At 70.2% G+C, this 17,526-nt stretch carries 15 protein-coding genes; 5 read left to right on the top strand and 10 right to left on the bottom strand.

What is annotated here, in order from left to right:
* Nucleotides 1–166: 166 nt before the first annotated feature.
* The 6 genes from AB0M47_RS09485 to AB0M47_RS09460 form a co-directional block, all read right to left on the bottom strand.
* Nucleotides 167–6,160: a tetratricopeptide repeat protein gene (locus AB0M47_RS09485; RefSeq protein ID WP_363411055.1), complete on the bottom strand. Its 5,994-nt coding sequence runs from the start codon at nucleotides 6,158–6,160 to the stop codon at nucleotides 167–169.
* A complete protein-coding gene (locus tag AB0M47_RS09480) occupies nucleotides 6,141–7,544 on the bottom strand; it encodes a CHAT domain-containing protein (RefSeq protein WP_363411052.1) in 1,404 nt (467 codons plus the stop codon). The genes AB0M47_RS09485 and AB0M47_RS09480 overlap by 20 nt, the downstream gene beginning before the upstream one ends.
* Nucleotides 7,541–8,464: a hypothetical protein gene (locus AB0M47_RS09475; RefSeq protein WP_363411049.1), complete on the bottom strand. Its 924-nt coding sequence runs from the start codon at nucleotides 8,462–8,464 to the stop codon at nucleotides 7,541–7,543. The genes AB0M47_RS09480 and AB0M47_RS09475 overlap by 4 nt, the downstream gene beginning before the upstream one ends.
* Before the next feature lie 561 nt (nucleotides 8,465–9,025).
* Entirely contained in the window at nucleotides 9,026–9,484 is a 459-nt protein-coding gene (locus tag AB0M47_RS09470) for a hypothetical protein (protein WP_363411046.1), read from the bottom strand.
* Nucleotides 9,481–9,723, bottom strand: coding sequence for a hypothetical protein (locus AB0M47_RS09465; RefSeq protein WP_363411043.1), 243 nt, complete (start codon nucleotides 9,721–9,723; stop codon nucleotides 9,481–9,483). The genes AB0M47_RS09470 and AB0M47_RS09465 overlap by 4 nt, the downstream gene beginning before the upstream one ends.
* 359 nt (nucleotides 9,724–10,082) lie before the next feature.
* Nucleotides 10,083–10,652 (bottom strand): CGNR zinc finger domain-containing protein, encoded by a 570-nt coding sequence (locus AB0M47_RS09460; protein ID WP_363411040.1) that lies wholly within the window; start codon nucleotides 10,650–10,652, stop codon nucleotides 10,083–10,085.
* A 72-nt stretch (nucleotides 10,653–10,724) separates the two neighbouring features.
* Between AB0M47_RS09460 and AB0M47_RS09455 the strand changes: the two genes are divergently transcribed.
* Both AB0M47_RS09455 and AB0M47_RS09450 read left to right on the top strand, forming a co-directional pair.
* Nucleotides 10,725–11,702, top strand: a complete 978-nt coding sequence (locus AB0M47_RS09455; protein ID WP_363411037.1) for a DMT family transporter — start codon at nucleotides 10,725–10,727, stop codon at nucleotides 11,700–11,702.
* Nucleotides 11,703–11,846: 144 nt separating this feature from the next.
* Entirely contained in the window at nucleotides 11,847–12,476 is a 630-nt protein-coding gene (locus AB0M47_RS09450) for a hypothetical protein (RefSeq protein ID WP_363411034.1), read from the top strand.
* Here AB0M47_RS09450 and AB0M47_RS09445 read toward each other — a convergent pair.
* Nucleotides 12,471–13,361: a GNAT family N-acetyltransferase gene (locus tag AB0M47_RS09445; RefSeq protein ID WP_363411031.1), complete on the bottom strand. Its 891-nt coding sequence runs from the start codon at nucleotides 13,359–13,361 to the stop codon at nucleotides 12,471–12,473. The two genes, AB0M47_RS09450 and AB0M47_RS09445, sit on opposite strands and share 6 nt — an antisense overlap.
* Before the next feature lie 73 nt (nucleotides 13,362–13,434).
* A complete protein-coding gene (locus tag AB0M47_RS09440) occupies nucleotides 13,435–13,896 on the bottom strand; it encodes a MarR family transcriptional regulator (protein ID WP_363411028.1) in 462 nt (153 codons plus the stop codon).
* A gap of 75 nt (nucleotides 13,897–13,971) precedes the next feature.
* On the opposite strand from AB0M47_RS09440, the gene AB0M47_RS09435 reads away from it, so the two are divergent.
* Together AB0M47_RS09435 and AB0M47_RS09430 are read left to right on the top strand one after the other, a co-directional pair.
* Entirely contained in the window at nucleotides 13,972–14,625 is a 654-nt protein-coding gene (locus AB0M47_RS09435) for a DUF4386 domain-containing protein (RefSeq protein ID WP_363411025.1), read from the top strand.
* Nucleotides 14,622–15,419 (top strand): SDR family NAD(P)-dependent oxidoreductase, encoded by a 798-nt coding sequence (locus tag AB0M47_RS09430; RefSeq protein ID WP_363411022.1) that lies wholly within the window; start codon nucleotides 14,622–14,624, stop codon nucleotides 15,417–15,419. The genes AB0M47_RS09435 and AB0M47_RS09430 overlap by 4 nt, the downstream gene beginning before the upstream one ends.
* Before the next feature lie 53 nt (nucleotides 15,420–15,472).
* On the opposite strand, the gene AB0M47_RS09425 is transcribed toward AB0M47_RS09430, so the two are convergent.
* Both AB0M47_RS09425 and AB0M47_RS09420 read right to left on the bottom strand, forming a co-directional pair.
* On the bottom strand, nucleotides 15,473–16,648 hold the full coding sequence (locus tag AB0M47_RS09425; protein WP_363411019.1) for a glutathionylspermidine synthase family protein: 1,176 nt from the start codon (nucleotides 16,646–16,648) through the stop codon (nucleotides 15,473–15,475).
* Complete coding sequence (locus tag AB0M47_RS09420; protein WP_363411016.1) at nucleotides 16,648–16,947, bottom strand: hypothetical protein; 300 nt, start codon at nucleotides 16,945–16,947, stop codon at nucleotides 16,648–16,650. Before AB0M47_RS09420 ends, AB0M47_RS09425 begins: the two co-directional genes overlap by 1 nt.
* 116 nt (nucleotides 16,948–17,063) lie before the next feature.
* On the opposite strand from AB0M47_RS09420, the gene AB0M47_RS09415 reads away from it, so the two are divergent.
* Nucleotides 17,064–17,486: a DUF350 domain-containing protein gene (locus tag AB0M47_RS09415; protein WP_363411013.1), complete on the top strand. Its 423-nt coding sequence runs from the start codon at nucleotides 17,064–17,066 to the stop codon at nucleotides 17,484–17,486.
* The last annotated feature ends 40 nt before the right edge of the window (nucleotides 17,487–17,526 follow it).

Raw genomic sequence — 17,526 nt, 5'->3', positions numbered from 1 at the left:
TCGTGACGCGTGGCTTCGTGACGCGTGGCTTCGTGACGCGTGGCTTCGTGACGCGTGGCTTCGTGACGCGTGGCTTCGTGACGCGTGGCTTCGTGATCAGCGGAGGTTTCGGGGGGTTATGGCACCGCGAAAACTCCGCTGATCATGAGAGCGATCATGACAGCCGTCACGGGAGGTCGAGGCGGGCGATCTCCTCGCGGACGCGTACGGTGTCGGGCGCGTCCGGACCGAGCAGCCGCGTGCGGGCGTCGAGCACCACCCCGTAGACGTCGGCGGCGTCAGCGTTCCGGTCCTGCATGGCCAGCAGGTCGCCGAGTCCTTCCCAGGTCACGTAGACGGCGAGGTCTTCGTCGCCGAGCGTGTCGCGTTGGATCGCCAGGATCGTGCGCAGTTCGGTTTCGGCTTCGGCGTACCGGTCGAGGGCGGCCAGGCAGCCCGCGAGTTGGTAGCGGGCGCCGAGGGTCGCCGGGTGCTCCTCGCCGAGCAGCCGGGCCCGGTTGACCGTCACGCTCCGGTACGCCTGCTCCGCCTCCGGCCAGCGGTCGAGTTCGAGGTAGACCGCGCCGAGGCTGGCAAGGGTGACGTAGTAGCTGGGGTCGTCCAGCCCGATCGCCTCCTGTTCGCCCGCGAGAACCTGCTGGAACTCGGCTTCGGCTTCGGCGTACCGGCCGGCGGCGGCCAGGCATTCGGCGACGTTGTAGCGGGCGGCCAGGGTGTTGGGCGCGTCCGGCCCGGCTGTCGCGCCTGAGGCGGTGGCGAGCACCGTCAGCTCGGCGAGTGCCGCGTCGAAGTCGCCGAGCGCCCGGTAGAGGGAGGCCAGCGTACGCCGGGTGTCGAGGGTCTCCGGGCTGGTCGCGCCCAGCGCCGAGATCTCGGCTTGGAGCAGCTTGCGGCGTTCGTCGACGGCTTCGGCGTACCGGTCGGCGTCGGTGAGCATGGCGGCCAGTTCGTCGCGGGCGTACCGGGTCTCCTGGTCGTCGGGTCCGAGCGCCTCGTCACGGAAGGTCAGGATGTCGCGCAGTTCGTCGATGGCGCCGTCGCGGTCGCCGGCCCGGCCGCGCAGCACGGCGGCGTTGAGGCGGCTGGCCAGGGTCGCGGCATGCCGCTCCCCCAGGGCGGTCGCCTCGTCGGCGGCCAGTGCCCGGTAGGCCGTCTCGGCTCCGGCGTAGTCGTCGATCTGGTAGTGCGCCCAGGCTGCTTTGCGCCGGGCGACCAGCACGGTGTCGTCGGCCGAGCCGAGGGTGCGGGCGTACGCGTCGGCGAGGTGGTCGAGTTCGGGGACGGCCTGCGCCCATCGTTCGGCCTCGGTGAGCATCGTGGCGTACGCCGCCCAGGTGGTGAGCACGGCCGGGTCGTCGTCGCCGAGCGCGGCGCGCTGGGCGGTCAGGGCGGCCTGGTACTGGGTGACCGCGTCGTCCCCGCGATCGGCTTCGACCAGGGCGTCGGCTAGGTCGAGGCGGGCGGCCACCACGTCCGGGTCGGCCGGTTCGCGTTCGGTCAGCAGCCCGTCGACGCTGTCGGTGAGCAGGGCCAGACCCCGGTCCGCCGACACCGAGGTGACCAGGAGCCAGGCCAGCGTCGACCGGGCCGTGACGATCTCGGGGCAGTTCGGGGCGTAGACGTCGAGCAGTTCGGTCAGCACCGCCTGGAGTTCGGCCTCGGCAGCGGCGAGGTCACCCGCGTCGCGCCGGATCACCGCGTAGGCGGTCCGGGCGGACACGGTGTTCGGATGGGTCGCGCCGAGCAGGGCGGTACGCCGGTCGATCACGATGCGGTACTGCTCGGCCGCGTCGTCGAGCCGCTGGAGTTTGTACAGCGACCAGCCCCATTCGTCCCGGCAGACGAGCGTGCGTTCGTGGTCCTCGCCGCGCGACCGGAGGTGGATCGGCAGCACTTCGCCGAAGATCTGTTCGGCCTCGGCGAAGCGGCCCACCGACGACAGCAGCATCGCCAGGTTGTCCCAGGTGATGAGGGTGCTCGGGTCGTCGTCACCGAGCACTCGCCGTTTGGCCGCCAGGACGTCGCGGTATTCGGCCTCGGCGGCGGCGAGGTCGCCGAGCTCGGCGCGCAGCCGGGCGATCTCGTGCCGGGTGGCCAGCGTGTGCGGATGCTCCAGCCCGAGGGTGCGCGTACGCGCTTCGGCGACTCCGCGGAACTCCTGCTCGGCGTCGGCCCACCGGGCCTGCCGGGCGATCGCCCCGGCCAGGTTGTGCCAGGTGACCAGGGTCGTCTGATCCTCCGGGCCGAGGGTTTCCCGTTCGATCGCCAGCACGTCGCGGTAGATCTCTTCGGCTCCGGCCGGATCGCCGGACTCGTAGAGCAGGGTGGCGATCTCGTACCGGACGTTGATGGTGCTGACGTCGGCGTCGCCGAGCGTACGGCGGCGGGCTTCGGCGACCGCCCGGAACTCGGTGAGCGCGCGGGCGGTGTCGCCGGAGGCGCGCAACAGTTCGCCGAGTTCGTAGCGCGGCACCAGGGTCGCCGGATCATCCGGTCCGAACAGGACGGTCCGGTGGTCGATCACCCGCTGATACTCGGCTTCGGATGCGGCGTACCGGCCGAGCTTGTAGAGCACCCAGGCCACCTCGAAGCGCGACGAGGTGGTGACCGGATCGTCTGGGCCGAAGACGCGTTCGCGGACTTCGACGACCTGCTCGTACTCGTCGAGCGCGGACTGCCAGCGCTCCTGGCTCGCCAGCACGCCGGCCAGGTTGTGCCAGGTGACCAGAGTGGACGGATCGGCCGGGCCGAGCGCTTCGCGTTTCTGGGCAAGGACGTCGCGGTAGACCTCTTCCGCCTCGTCCGGCCGGCTCTGGTTGCTCAGCACCCAGCCCAGCTCGTGCCCAGAGCTGAGGGTGGACGGATCGGCCGGGCCGAGCACCCGCTGCCGGGTCGCGACGACCTCGCGGAACAGCTCCTCCGCCTCCGCCCAGCGGCCCAGCGCGGCGAGCGTGCCGGCCAGGACGTGCCTGGTGGTCTGGACGTCGGGGGCGTCGGGTCCGTAGATCCGGCTTTCGTCGGCCAGCACGTCCCGCAGGATCGGTTCGGCCGCCGCGGGCTGATCGGTGTTCTTCAGCATCAACCCGTACGAGTATCGGCCGACCAGGTGCAGCCGGAAGCGCTCGCCGTCGTCCGCCCCGTCCGGGGGCGCCCAGGCGGACAGCAGTCGCTCCCATGTCTGCGCTGTGCGTACCAGTGGATTGAGGTTGTTGGAGACCAGCGCGAAGCTGAGGCCGCCGACGGGCCGGAACTCGTCGAGGGCCTGGGTGAGCAGGTCCTCGGCCGCCGGGCGGCCGTCCTCGACGGCGAGCAGGTGCAGCCGGGACAGCACCGATCCGCGTTGCTCGCCGTCGATGGGCCGGGTGAGCTGAGCCTGGTAGTAGGCCTCGGCCCGGTCGGACCGGCCGGCGGCCAGGTGCAGGTCGCCGAGGTCCATCTCGGGCAGGAAGGCACCGGCCCGCCGCGACGGCCGGGCGGTGATCTCGGCGACCGCCGCGCCGACCTGCTCGAGCAGCTCGTCGGAGGGGGCACTGTTGCGCAGCTCGGTGGTGATCCAGGCGAAACCGGACTCGACCTCGGGGAACCGGTCGAGGTGCGGGATGAGCGCGGAGAAGGCGTCGGTCGCCGCGGCCCAGTCGGCGCGGCTGATCGCGACCCGGGCGCGCAGCGAGTGTGCCGCGACCTCGGCCCAGTCCGGCACCGGAAGACCAGCGAGGTAGGCCGCGTCGGTTTCGGCCGTCAGTGGCCAGAAGGACTGCTCGCGCTCGGCGGCGGCCGCGGCGATCCGGGCGAACACCGGCGCGGCGGCCGGATACCGCAGCCCGAGGATGCCCGTCAGCGCCGGCAGGTTGTGGACATCCTCAAAGGATCGACTGGTCCGCGCGTATCCGACGGCGAGCTGTTCGTCCTCGCCCGCACCGGGAGTGCCGAGCGCGATCCGGCACAGCGCGCGTTCGAAGCCGACATCGGAACTCCAGCTGCGTTCGTCGTCCAGTCCCTCGACGATCTGCGCCGCCCGCTGCGGGTCGCCGCCGAGCAGATGCAGCCAGACGCTGATGCCTTCCCAGGCCTCGGGCACCGGCGATGTGGCCAGCGTCCGGTCCAGCGCCGCGAAGTCACCGGCCTGCCACTCCACCATGGCGCGCAGCCAGAGGTGGAAGGCCGTCTGCCGCTGCTCGGGCGTCGCGCTGTCCAGCGCGGCGAGCGCGGCCACGTGATCACCGCGCAACACCTCCAGCCGAGCCCGGCTCTCCGGCTCGGTCACGACCACGGTGGCCATCAGCTCCAGGTCGCCGCTGTTCGCGGCGGTCGTGCTGAGGGTGTTGCCGTCAGGGATATACCGGTCGGTCAGCGGCGGTCGCGCGGCGGCAAAGGTCAGCTCAGCTCGTACGCCGTAAGCACCGAGCAGGGAGCAGGCGGTGCCGAAGGTCTCGAAGTACGCCTCCGTCCCGGCGAACAACGTGTCGTAGCACTGCAACCACACGACGGCTTCGAGTACGCGCGGCAGCTGCTCGGCCTCGATCCGGGACTGCATCATGCTCATCCGCGCCCGGGAGATGTACGCCCAGGCGTAGTCCAACGTCGGCAGTCCCCTGCGGTACGCCTCGCCCCACACGTCGAGGGCGTGCGCCAACCGATCCGGATCGACCTGGCCGCGCCGCTCCGGGGCGTACGCCAACACCTGCAACGCGTCGGCGAAGGTCCACCGGGCGCCGGGGGTCAGCTCGTGCAGCCCGTCGGCGGTCGTCATCAGCTCGGCCGCGGCCTCGGAGTCGCCGGAGTCGAACGCCAACAGGGCGGCGCGCTCGTATTCGGCGCCGGCTTCGGTGGGCAGCAGGTCGTGCAGCATCAGCGCGCGCAGCCGCCGGGCGGGCAGTTCGAGCGGCTCCGGCGGCTCGCCCGGGAGCGTGGTCAGCAGGTCGATCGCGGTGTCGACGGCGTGCAAGCCGTCGGCGGGCCGCTCCAGTGCCTGGTACAGGACGCCGAGGAAGTAGTGGACGGCCGGATCGTCGGGACGGCGTACGCGGGCGGCCCGCTCGATGTTCTCGGCGAGGTCGGCCGGGGCCATCCGTTGGGCGAACCGGGCGATGCGGCGCTCGATGTCGCTGTGGTCGCCGGCCTCGACGATGGACTGGAAGCGCAGGAACGACAGGCTCGCGTCGTCGGGGTGGCGGGCCAGCCCGGCGTCGGTGGCCGCTCGGGCATTGCCGTAATCGTTGGCAGCCAAGAACAGGCACGCTCCGGCGCGGGCCGTCGCGACCGAGTCGGGGGAACGGCGTACGGCTTCGGCGTGGTCGACCGCGGCGGCGTCGAGGTCGTGCTGGTGCAGGCGTACCAGGGTGCGCAGGGCGTACGGCTCCTCGGTGTCGACTCCCCCGGCGATGCTGGCCGCGATGTGCTCCAGCGCCAGCTCGGGCTGCCCGAGCTGTTCGTAGACGTGAGCCAGCCGAAGATCGATCGCCGCATCCTGCGGTGTCTCGCTTGCTTGTGGTGCGGCAGTCTGTGGTGCGCCCGTGTGTGATGCGCCCGTCTGTGGTGCGGCCGTCTGGGTCGCGGCCGTCTGGGTCCCAGCCGTTTGTATCGCGCGTGCGGCCAGGAAGGCGGTCAGCGCGGCGTCCAGGTTCCGTTGGCGCAGCCGGGTCTCGCCGAGCAGGGTCAGCAGCTCGACGTCGTCCCGCACGAGGTCGCCGGCCCGATCGAGCAGGGCGCTCGCCTGGTCGACGTTTTGAAGGGTCAGCCGGGCGCGGACGACGAAGGCGAGCAACCGGCACCGGTCGCCGGCCGGCACCGAAACGTCGGTCTCGACGGAGTAGTCGGCGGTCACCGCGTCGGCCAGCGGGCGCAGCAGGGTCGGCCGCAGCAGTGGGGCCAGCGCCGGCAGCACGCGGATCACCGCACTCGGCGCGGTGGCGAGCCGGTCGAACGCGAGCCGCAGCGCCTCGGACCGTTCCCCGTGGGCGAGCAGCGCCTCGATGAGCGCGGCGAACACCTCGTCGGGCTTGTCCTCGGGTTCGGCGATGGCGCGGCGCAACGCGTCGACCGCCTCGTCGCGGCGGCCGTGCTCGGTCAGCGCGCGGCCCAGGGTCAGCAGGATCGGCACGATCGCCGGGGGCAGGCTGCCGGCGGGGCGGGCTAGGGCCTCAGGCGAGGGGTTGCTCACCGGTGCTCCACCTTCCGCTTCCGGGGAAGTTGTCGATGACGGGCCGGCCGGACTGCTCCCATGGCGGGGCGGTGGCCTGCTGCGAGCCGGGCGACTCGCCCGGCGGACCGGACGGCTCGGCGACCCGGGGACCGCTGCCGCCGGCGGACGCGGACACCGGCACCAGAGCCGGGGTGAGCAGCGGACCCGACTCGCGCAGATACAGCACGGGCAGGCCGAACCCGGCGCGCTGCTGCGACTCGCCCATCATGCCGCTGAGATACAGCTCCCGGCGAGCGTGGTGCATCGCGACCTCGATCGGCCGCCGGTCGACCAGCGCCTGATAGAACGCCCGCGCGAACTGGTTGGCCAGCCGCAGTTGGACTTGGTAGTGCATCGCGATCACAGCCGGGATGTTCTTCTGGGCCAGCGACTGGGCCAGGCCGGAGATGACGTGATAGCCGCTGGCCGAGGTCGCCGCCGACTCACAGGCCTGCAGGAACACCAGGCGTAGCCCGGAGGCGCTGAGGCTGAGCTGGTTGGCCAGGTCGCGGTCGTCGATCCAGAGCGCCTTGTTGTTCTCGTCCGGGAAGGCCATCTGGCCCCGCGGCCGCCCGTCCGCGCCGTCGACGTACCGGCCGTGCGAGATGACGTGCACGACCTGGGGATCGAACTGCTCGACGGTGTTGAGGAACGACCGCCAGGTCGTCTGGACCGGCAACTCCTCGTTCGCCGGGAAGCTGCGCCCGTCGTGCGCGTGGTTCTGCGTCAGCACCCGCAGATCGATCCGCGCCTCACCGCCCAGATCACGCAGCTCCATCAGCGTTTCCAGGACGGCCTCGTACTCGATGTCGGTCTCGGTCACGTCGTTCGGGGCGAGCACCACGAACAGGACCCGCAGCGGTGGGCGTACCTGGATCATGCGGGCGGAGACCGCCAGCGGAAGTTTACGGGTGAGCATGAAGTTCGTGCTCTCGCCGAGGAAGAACCCGGTGTCGGGATCCTCGCGATCCAGTGGAACATAGAGGTACTCCCAGGGCCACGACGCGAGGCGTTCGGCCCCCGAGCCCATCTCCAGCACGACGCGCAGCAGGCGCCGCTGGCCGTTGTCGGCGTACGGGTCGCCCTTGATCGCGCGGCGCAGCAGCGCACCCGGCCCGTTGTCGTCGCGGCGCGAACCGAACAGCGTCACGAACAGGTGCTCGCCGAGCAGCTTCAGCTCGTGCACGTTGATCAACCGGTTGCTGCGCAACAGGTCCACGAAGACCTCGACGGTGCGCCACCGCAGATCGTCGATCTCCAGTTCGCCGACGACGGACTGGCTGTAGCCGCCGCGCCGCCATTCGGCCTGGACCCGGCGGTTGCCGACCTGGATCGCGAACTCCTCCACCGCTAGATCCGTCATGACGCCCTCACGACTGGGCTCAGGTCATAGCTGCGGGTGTCGCCGACGGGCGCGCCCTGCGTGAAGAACGCCCGCAGCGCCGACGGCAGTTCCCGGATCATCGCCTGGAGCCCCGCCGGGAAGAACGTGAACCGCCGGTACGCCCGCATCACCGCCCGCATCCGCACCGACTCCACGTCCCGGGGAACCTGGAGGATGATCACGAGTTGCGGCGGGTCCTCGGCGAAGAACTCCGCGCCGTCGAGCCGCCAGAACACCTTCTCCAGCCCTTCAGCGGTGTGATTGACCCGGGCCGCCGTCATCCGGAACCGCGCCGGGGCGAGCGCGACATCGACCGACGCTCCCACGTCGGCTTGCGCCTTCCCACCGGCCGACAGCGGCAGCGGCAGCCCAGCGAGCGCGCCGATCGCGTCCAGCGGAATCGTCGGGACCTTCACCGCGAGCTTCGCGTCCGCGCCCACCCCGACGTGGAACTCGCCGCCGGCCGACACGATCGTGTCGAACCTGCGGTTGGGCAGGATGTCGAAGGCACGCGGCCGGCGACGCGGATCGGGCTCGTCCGGGTTGAAGTCGACCCGCATCTCCAGCCGGGTGAACCCCCAGCCGCGACGGGGGAACAGCAGGATCGGCAGCCGGATCCACCAGAAGGTGTACCCCTCCTCCAGCGCCGCCCGCCAGGCGGCCGAGGTCCGGTCGGCGTTGGGCAGGTCCAGAATGGGCACCGGCAGCACGTCGGGGAACGAGCCGAACTCGACGGAGTCCTCCTTCAACGCCCGCAGCAGATCGCCGAACTCGTTGTCGGCCTCGCCGGTCGCGCCGAGGTGACCGGACAGCGCGTCGACCCGCCGGGCGGCGTCGAGAAGGACCGTGGCTCTGTCCTCAGTGAGATCGGCGCTGAAGTCGAGATCGTCACTCGTCATGATCACCATTCTCGATCGGATCGGCGAGTGTCCAGTATCGACGCGGCGCGGTGCGGCGACTAGCACCTTTCCGACGGATGATGCGGCGTGATCATGCGGTGGCGACCCACCCAGGAGTTGGATCCGGGCGGCCGCGTGCCCGCCGTCGAGCACGCCGACCGCGTGGCTGTCGCGCTGCTGGCGTCCGCTAGCGCAACCGGGAACTGGTCCGTACGGCGGTAGCCGCGCAGAGTGAAAGTTCCATCTGCTCGAGCTGCGCTACTGCGAGCCGTCGCCCGGTTCGGCGACCAGGATTACTTCTGGAGCAGCGTGGACGAAGCTCTGGCCACGCACCTTCGGGGGATGCTGGTCTCCGCTGGGGCTCGGAGTGGGAACCTTTACCGGTTGAGGTGGCCGCCGCGGTAGCGGTGGCCGTAGCCCCTTCGCGGCGGAATGGCTTCCCTCGTTGGAGGGACTGTTCAACTGCCTGTCCTGGACGCAGCGACTCTTCGTCATGGCGGCAGGACCAGATCCGTACGGCGCCGACCCTCCCAACCGGCGGCGGCAGATAGCGGAGCGCCATCATTCTGGTTCGGTTGGCCGCCAGCCGTCGTCGGTGCCGTCCGGATACTCGCTGTCCAACTCGATGACCCGCCGCGGTTTCGCGATGTACTTGCGCAGTTCGAGCGGCTCAAACGTGGCAATCAGAGCCTCGGGATGACGATCGGCGGCCAGCATCAGCACCGCGATGGTGGGACTGATGCGGAGTGTCGCTGCCATGCGCATCGCCGCCACCGGGTCCGGCTGGTCCAGCACGACGACGCGAGCACGCTGGGTCAGCACTACCAGCGGCTCAATGTCAAAGCCGCTGAGCTGGTGGGCTGCTTCCAGCATGCACTGGGTGGGAATGCCAATGAACGTGTCGTCTTCCTCGGCGTCGTCAAGGACGGAAGCGATCATCTCGCCGACGAACAGTGCGCGCGGATCTTCCGCCCGGCAGTACAACACCAGGGCGCTGGTGTCGAGGATGAGGGCAATCATGCGGCGATGACGTCCTGCTTGATGTCGCTGGCGACCTCTGTGCGACGACGGGACAGGAAGTCCCGAGCGCGCCGGACACCCTCGTCGGTCACATTCAAGCCGTGCCGCTGCATCATCTGCTGCGCTGTCTCCTGGTCAATTCGAGCGCGGACCGCGGAGGTCACGAACGCCGAAACGTTCTCGACGTCCTCCAGCCGCTCGGCAACGTCGTCCGGCACACTCACGGTAAATCGCTTCATACTTTTATCATACTCACGCTCGCGCCGTCCTGTATAGCAAACTTAACGGCTGAGATGCATGCACATCATCCGATTCTTGCGAGATCACTAAGGCATCCGGCTAATAGCCCGCCCAGTAATCCTGATTCGTTGTCGATCAAGCGGCCCACGTCACGGTAAGCGCGGGCAGCACTTCGCGAGCAACTTCCCGCAGCCTAAAAACGACGGTGGGGGCGAAGGTTGCTCAAGCAAGAAATTCGAGCGGCCGGATCAGCTACGCGCCGATGTTCGCGGCGTTATTGGGAACAATCCGCCGCATGAACGGCCTGGCTGGCACCAGAATCAGGCGAAAGTAGGGCGGATCACGCGGGAACGGCGCGCTACGAGCTGGCGGCGGCGGCTTTGCGCGCTCGGTACGCGCTGACAGCCGCCCGGTTCCCGCAGCCGCCGTCGCAGAATCGCTTGGACCGGTTCTTCGACAGGTCGACGTAGACGTCGCCGCAGTTCTGGTATTCGCAGATGCGCAGCCGGCCGAGTTCACCCGTACGCACGACGTCGATGAAGGCCATCGCCGCCTCGACGGCCATCCGGTCGGCCAGCGGGGCGTCGGACGGAGTGGCGTGCAGGTGGTAGTCCCAGTTGTCGTGTTTGACCAGCTGCGGCAGGGCGTTGGTCTCGCGGAGCATCGCGTTGATGATGTCGACGAAGTCTTCGGTGCGCTCGGCTATCGCCAGTTCCCACATGTGGCGCAGCCGGGGCCGCAGATCCCGAACGGCCTGCAGCTCCACCCGGGTGTGCGTACGCCCGCCGCTCCATCGGTAGGCGACGAAGAACTCGTCGAGGGCGGCCTCGTCGGGCAGTTTCTCGTCGCTGACGCCATCGGCGTCGACCGTGTTCACCAGGGCGGCGGCCCCAGCCAGGGACACTTCCGTGTCATGAGTGAACAGCATCTTGACTCATTTCCGTGGGAAGCCTACTGTCATCAGTGTAACTCACGTTGACTTATTACCAAGGTGATCACCATGGCACAGCGCGCCACCACAGCCGGCCTCGGACTGGCCCTGCTCTCCGCAGCGACGTTCGGCACCTCCGGCACGTTCGCCCGGTCGTTGATCGAGGCCGGCTGGTCCGCCGAGGCCGCCGTGGCCGCCCGAGTCGGCATCGCGGCGCTGGTGCTGGCCATCCCGACCGCCGTCGCGCTGCGCGGCAAGGGCCACGTCCTGCTGCGTAACCTGCGGGCCATCGGCCTGTTCGGCATCCTGGCGGTCGGCGGCGCGCAGGTCTGCTTCTTCAACGCCGTCCAATACGTGCCGATCGGCGTCGCGCTGCTGCTGGAGTACCTCGGCATCATCTTGGTCGTCTTCTGGATGTGGGCGGCGCACGGCCAGCGGCCGACCCGGCTCACCGTCGGCGGGGCGGTCGCCGCGCTGGCCGGGCTGGTGCTCGTGCTGAACCTGACCAGCGGCGATGGCATCAGCGGTGTCGGCGTCCTGTGGGGGCTGGGCGCGGCGGTCGGGCTCGCGGCGTACTTCGTGCTCTCGGCACGGGTGGACGAGGAACTGCCGTCGGTCGCCCTGGCCGCCGGCGGGATGGGCCTCGGCTCGGCCGTCCTGCTGATCCTCGGCGGGGTCGGCGTCCTGCCGCTGCACGCGACTTTCGGCGACGTCACCTTCGCCGGGCGCGTGGTCAGCTGGGTCGTGCCGATCCTGGGGCTGTCGCTGATCGCCGCCGCGTTCGCGTACGTGACGGGCATCGGGGCCGCCCGAGTCCTGGGAGCTCGCCTGTCTTCGTTCGTCGGGCTCACCGAGGTTCTGTTCGCGGTCCTGTTCGCCTGGCTGATCCTGGACGAACTGCCCACCGTCGTTCAGCTGCTCGGTGGCGTGCTGATCGTGGCGGGTGTCGCGCTGGTCCGGCTCGGCGAGCGCACTCCCCCCGCCGCTGACGCCACGCCCACCTCCCCCGCCGACACGCCCGAGCTCGTCGACGCGCTTCCTCGTTGATCATGGAGTTTCCAGTCACGCCACACCGCCGAGACCACGGTTAACTCCATGATCAACGGGAAATGGGTGGGGCGTGAGGGGTTCCCCGGTGTCAGACCCAGCCGGTAGGTTCGGCAGATCGGGCCGGCTGGGGAGGGGGCGCGGATGCCACAGGGCGGGATCTTCTGCGTCGAGGGACAGTGGCATCGCGACCTCCGGGACCGCAGCTCGGTCCGCTCGACGTTGGAGCTGCTCGAACGGCATCGCGGGATCAGGTTCATCCATAAGGACGTCGCCGCACCCGACGAGCTGACCTATTTCCTCGACCGCTGGACCCTCAAGCAATACGCCGACTACACGGTGGGCTTCTTCGCGATGCACGGCGAGCCCAGCCGGCTGTGCCTGACCGACTGGCACAGCGTCGAGCTGGACGAGATCGCCGACCAGCTCGCCGGCAAGTGCGGGGGCAAGCGCCTCTACTTCGGCAGCTGCTCGGTGATGCAGGGCTCGGAGGCCAAGCTGCACGCCTTCCTACGGGCGACCGGGGCCGCGCTCATGTGCGGCTTCTCCCGCCAGGTCGACTGGGTCGAGTCGGCCGCGTTCGAGACGGTGCTGCTCGACGTGCTCGCCTCCGGCCAGCGGCACAACGCCACCGAGCTGCGCATCGGGTCACGGCAGTGGGCGCCGCTGGCGGCGTACCTGGGGTTTCGGATCGTCTATGCCAACGGTCGGGTGTGGCGGCCCGGCCCGGCCAAGGTGCGCGTGCCTCGGCAGGTCATGCACTCGCCGTCATAGCGTCTGCTCCAGGCGGACACTGATGGTGCGGGTCGCGTACCCGAGGTGCTCGTTGAGCTGGCGCATGTCCGCGTTGCCGCGCTGGGTCCAGGTGTAGACCTCGCGAAGCCCCTTGTTCGCGGCCCAGTGCAGGGTCGCACGCTTGACGGCCGAGGCTACGCCCCGCCCACGCCAGTCACGGCGGACGGTGGTGAAGGCGTTCTCCGCGCGGTCGGTCTGGTCGGTGTCGAGGATCAGCCCCGCGGTGCCGATCAGGTCGCCGGTCGCGTCATCGATCGCCAGGAACGTCGCGCTGGGCTCGCCCAGCCACTCGTCCTCCCACTCCGCCAGCGACACCTTCATCGGCGCGCTCACCGCCATGTCCGCCACCCCGGGCAGGCCTAGCGGCTCATACGCTTCGCGCCACAGTTCCGGCCGCTCAGCCACGGTCACCAGGGATACGCCCAGCGGTGCGACCGCCGCTGGTTCGTCGCCGATGGCGCGGACCTGCTCCACCTGGCGGTCGACTTCGACGAATCCGTAGCGCTCGGCGAACGCGGCCGACCCGGCGTCGTCGGCGTTGCCGGAGGCGGCCGGGAAGCCCCGGCGGCGTGCCTCGCCGACCAGGTACGCGAGCAGCTCTGCGCCGATCCCCTGCCGCCGGAAGTCGGGCAGCACCCAGGGCGCGACCGAGCCGGTGCCGCCGATGCTCGACGGGATCAGGCCGCCCGCCGCGACCAGTACGCCTTCGCGCTCGACCACGAAGAGCTGCCGGTCGGCGGAGGCACGCGACTTCAGCTCCGCCAGCGTCGCCGTACGCTCATAGGGGTAGACCGCCAGGCGAACCGAGCGCCAGGCCTCGTAGTCGGCGTCGGTGGACACTGCGCGGATCGTCAAGCTGCTCACGCGACGCACCGTAGCGGTCGCCGCCGCGACCTGTGAAGCCGATTTCGGCCAGTCCGTCGAGCCGCCGGTGAGCTCAGCCGCGATATCCCGGATGGACGCCCGGCGTCAGCCCTTGTTGCGCGGCGATCCGGCTGAGCATCCCATGGAGAACCTTGCGTTCGTCGTCGTCGAGGGCAGCGCAGACGTCGTCCTCATGGGCCCGGCCGACCGCGCCGACCCGGCGCAGCAGCTGCGTGCCCGCCTCCGTGAGGTGCAGCGCGTAGGAGCGACGGTCCGGTTCACCCCGCCGTCTCTCGACCAGTCCGCGCTCCTCCAGGGTGTCGACCATCGTGACGAACCGGCTCGGCGGCGTGCCCAGCCGCCGGGCGTACGCCTGCTGGCTCAGTCCTGGGTCGGCGGCGAGCATCCGCAGGAGACCGGCTTGGGCCGGGGTCAAGTCAAGCGTCGCCGCTCGCTCGCGGAACGCGACGGCAGCATGCGCGCCTATCTGGGCGAGCAGGAAGGCGTTGCCGCCCAGCTGAGACCTGTGCTCCACGACGCCGATCGTAACACTTGATAAACGATATACGCATGTATACGATAGCCGCCTGTTTATTATTTGGAGGCAGTCATGGCTCGACCCCAGTCCGGACCACCGCTGATCGCCCCGGCCGCCGCGTTCGCCGCGCTCACCATCGCGGGCATCGCCCTGGCCGCTCGCACGCCCCGGCCCGACGCACCCGCCGCTGACGTCCTCAGCTACCTGCATGAGCACGCCGGATCGGTCCGGCTCTCCGCGTTCCTGATGTTCGGGGCGGCCGTCCCGCTGGCGATCTGGGCCGCGGCGGCCTACCGGCGGCTCCGGGCGCTGGGCATCACCGCACCCGGATCGGCGATCGCGTTGGCCGGAGGCGTGCTGGCCGCCGGGTTCGCGGCGCTCTCCGCCCTGATCACGTGGACCGCGAGCCGCCTGGGCGACGCGCCGGATCTGGCTGCGGCGCTACGCGACCTCGCCTTCATCACCGGCGGTCCCGGGTTCACGGCCTTCCTCGGGCTGCTGCTCGCCGGGGTGGCCGTGCCCATGGCGCTGCTGCGGATCCGGCGCCCGTTCGCCTTGGTCGGTCTCGGCCTGGCGCTCGTAGGCGAACTCTCCACGCTGGTGGTGCTCAACCTGGATCTCGCGGTCCTGCTGCCGATCGCCCGATTCGGCGGCATCCTTTGGCTGTTGGCGGCCAGTCTGCTGCTCCCCGCCAGCCGGCCGCGGACCGACGGCGTACCGGCGTGACCGCGCTCGTCACCGGCGGCACCGGCGGCATCGGCTTCCACATCGCCGCCAAGCTCCGCGCGGCGGGTCAGACCGTGCTCATCACCGGCCGCGACGCGGATCGCGGTCAGGCCGCCGCCGACCGGCTCGGCGCCACCTTCCTGCCCGCGGACCACTCGACGCTGCTGGGCCAACAGCGTCTTGCCCAGCTGGTACGCGATCGGGCGGCGCAGCTGTCCGTGCTGGTCAACAATGTCGGCGGAGCGGCGTACGCGACGCGGACGGTGACGGCCGAGGGGCACGAGGCGATCCTGGCGCTCAACTACCTCGGCCCGGTCGCGTTGGCTCAGGCGCTGCTGCCCATCCTCGCGCCGGACGCGGCGGTGGTGCAGGTCGTGTCGAGTGCCTTCACGATGCATACCGCCGATCCGTTCACCGAGCCGGCCGCATACACGGCGATCGGGGCGTACGCGCGAGCGAAGCAACTGAATCTGCTGGCGACCCTCCATCTGGCCCGGCTCCGGCCGCAGGCCGCCGTCAACGCGGTGAACCCGGGAATGGCGTGGACTCCCGGGCTGGAAGCGCTTACTCCCGAGGCTGTTCCGGCCTGGCGATACGTCTGGCCGATCGTCCGGTTCTTCCAACGCCGGGCGGCCCCGGAGAAGGCCGCCCGTGGCCCGGCGGCGTTGGCGATGGCACCCGATCTCAGCGGCCGTTACTACGAGGAAGGCAGACCTCGCCCGCTGCCGTCGCGGCTGCTCGATCCGGAATGGCAGCGGCGGGCCTGGGACGAGGTCACACTCGCCATGGGATGAGTCGTCGGAATACCGGTGCCGGGTGGTGGTCGCTGCGGTGCGCGTACCAGTGGTTAATGAATGACGTGAGGCACGAACCGGGCGCCGGTGTCGGTGATCAGGCCGGACGTCTCGCGGATCCCGAGCCCCGCGGGCTCGCCGTCGACCACCCACGCACCCAGCACCGGCCGTACCCCGTCGAACTCGGGCAGCGCGTAGAAGGCCTGGTAGCACTGGGGGCCTTCGGCCGCCTCGCCGATGGTGAAGCCTGGCGTGATGATCTGGACCCCGGCGCCTTCCCGGCCGAGCAGCGGTTTGGCGACATAGCCGTGGATGATCAGGTCACGTGGCCCGTCGAGGTACGCGGGCAGCAGGTTCGGATGGCCGGGGTGGCGTTCCCAGAGCACCGCGAGCAGCGCCTTGTTCGACAGCAGCATCTTCCACGCGGGCTCGATCCAGCGTGGGCCGCGACCGGACAGCGCCAGGTCGAGCAGGTGGCCGCCGAACTGGTCGCCGACCATCCACTCCCACGGGTAGAGCTTGAAGATCGTCTTGATCTCGCGGTCCTGCTCGTCGACGAACCGGCTGCTGCGGCCGAGCCGACCCGGGTCCCAGCCGATCTCCTCCATCGGCAGGCAGACCGTGTGGTGACCGGCCAGCTCGGCGCATTCCTGGAGGTAGCTGACGGTGACGTAGTCTTCGCCGATCTCGTCGGCGGTGGTGAACGCGAGGTGCAGCGGGCCGCTGATCGGGTGCTTGCGCCAGGCGTCGACCAGCCGCTCGTGCAGCGAGTTCCACTGGTCGGCGTCGGGGAACCGGTCCTCCAGCCAGAACCATTGCGGGCCGGCCGCCTCCAGCAGCGATGTGGGGGTGTCCGCGTTGTACTCCAGCAGCCGGGCTGGGCCGGAGCCGTCGTAGCGCAGGTCGAACCGGCCGTAGAGGCTGATCTCGCGGTCGCGGTCGCGCCATGACTGCTCGATCAGCTGGATGACCCGTGAGTCGGTGATGCCGTAGTCGGCGTACCGGCGGGTGGCGACGACGTGCTCGACCGCGTCCAGGCACAGTTCGTGCAGCTCGGCGACGACCTCCTCCAGCCGCTCGACCTCGGCCAGGCTGAACTCGTAGTACGCCGACTCGTCCCAGTACGTCGTGGGCCGGCCGGACTCATCGGGCAGCACCGCGTAATGCAGGCCCTGCTCCTCGACGATGCGCTGCCAGTCCGGCCGGGGTTGGGTGACGACCCTTCGCATCAGCTTCCGCCGCCGAAGTGGCTGCCGAATCCGCCGCGAGTGAACGACCCACCGGTGACCTTTCCGGTGCCGCCGCCTCCGTGGCCGCCGTAGTACCAGCGTCCGTGCCCGCCCGAGCGGCAGTAGCTGGAGTCGATGCGCTGCATGGTGTTGGGATCGACACAGTCACGCCGGTTGTCGCGGTAGACGGCGAAGCCGCAGCAGCCGAGCACGATGACGCCGATCACCCCGTACGCGACGTGCTTGGACTTGAACTTCCGTTGCGGCTGGGCGGCTTGCACCGGCGTGGGCGTTGTCATCTGCACCCCTCCGCGTCGCCGTTTGCGACGACGCTTCCTCCCCGCGCTGTTGGTCATGAGCGGCGAGGATACCCGGACCCCACAACCCTTGCGCAGGTCAGCTAATCTTCCGCGCCATGAGTGATGTGCTCGACGGCCTCGTCGGCTCGGTTGCGTTCACCGGGGTCGGCGTACTGCTGCTGCTCGGCGGGTTTCTGCTGGTCGACTGGCTGACGCCGGGGACGCTGCGCCACCAGATCTGGAGCGAGCGCAACCGCAACGCGTCGCTCTTCCTCGCCTCGGCGTTGGTCGGCGTGGGCGCGATCGCGTTCACCTCGATCATGACCACGTACGCCGAGTTCTGGGTCGGCCTGGTGTCGACCGCCGTCTACGGCGTTCTCGGACTGCTCCTGATGGCGGGCGCGTTCTGGCTGCTCGATCTGCTGACGCCGGGCAAGCTGGGCGAGGTCATCGTCGATCCCGAGCCGCACCCGGCGGTGTGGGTGAGCGCGGCCGCGAACGGAGCCATCGCCGCGATCGTCTGCGCCGCCATCGCGTAGCCGCGCACCGGGGCGGCCGGGTGAGGTACCCCGACCGCCC

This window comes from Hamadaea sp. NPDC051192, assembly GCF_040682475.1.
GTDB lineage: Bacteria > Actinomycetota > Actinomycetes > Mycobacteriales > Micromonosporaceae > Hamadaea > Hamadaea flava.
Note: the sequence above shows the minus strand (reverse complement) of the source record. Positions and strands in the feature narration are given on the sequence as shown.

What these genes read in the sequence shown, in the direction of transcription:
- AB0M47_RS09480 (WP_363411052.1), bottom strand. Translation starts at nt 7,544, where the DNA reads ATGACGGATCTAGCGGTGGAGGAGTTCGCGATCCAGGTCGGCAACCGC.
- AB0M47_RS09475 (WP_363411049.1), bottom strand. Translation starts at nt 8,464, where the DNA reads ATGACGAGTGACGATCTCGACTTCAGCGCCGATCTCACTGAGGACAGA.
- AB0M47_RS09470 (WP_363411046.1), bottom strand. Translation starts at nt 9,484, where the DNA reads ATGATTGCCCTCATCCTCGACACCAGCGCCCTGGTGTTGTACTGCCGG.
- AB0M47_RS09465 (WP_363411043.1), bottom strand. Translation starts at nt 9,723, where the DNA reads ATGAAGCGATTTACCGTGAGTGTGCCGGACGACGTTGCCGAGCGGCTG.
- AB0M47_RS09460 (WP_363411040.1), bottom strand. Translation starts at nt 10,652, where the DNA reads ATGCTGTTCACTCATGACACGGAAGTGTCCCTGGCTGGGGCCGCCGCC.
- AB0M47_RS09455 (WP_363411037.1), top strand. Translation starts at nt 10,725, where the DNA reads ATGGCACAGCGCGCCACCACAGCCGGCCTCGGACTGGCCCTGCTCTCC.
- AB0M47_RS09450 (WP_363411034.1), top strand. Translation starts at nt 11,847, where the DNA reads ATGCCACAGGGCGGGATCTTCTGCGTCGAGGGACAGTGGCATCGCGAC.
- AB0M47_RS09435 (WP_363411025.1), top strand. Translation starts at nt 13,972, where the DNA reads ATGGCTCGACCCCAGTCCGGACCACCGCTGATCGCCCCGGCCGCCGCG.
- AB0M47_RS09425 (WP_363411019.1), bottom strand. Translation starts at nt 16,648, where the DNA reads ATGCGAAGGGTCGTCACCCAACCCCGGCCGGACTGGCAGCGCATCGTC.
- AB0M47_RS09420 (WP_363411016.1), bottom strand. Translation starts at nt 16,947, where the DNA reads ATGACAACGCCCACGCCGGTGCAAGCCGCCCAGCCGCAACGGAAGTTC.
- AB0M47_RS09415 (WP_363411013.1), top strand. Translation starts at nt 17,064, where the DNA reads ATGAGTGATGTGCTCGACGGCCTCGTCGGCTCGGTTGCGTTCACCGGG.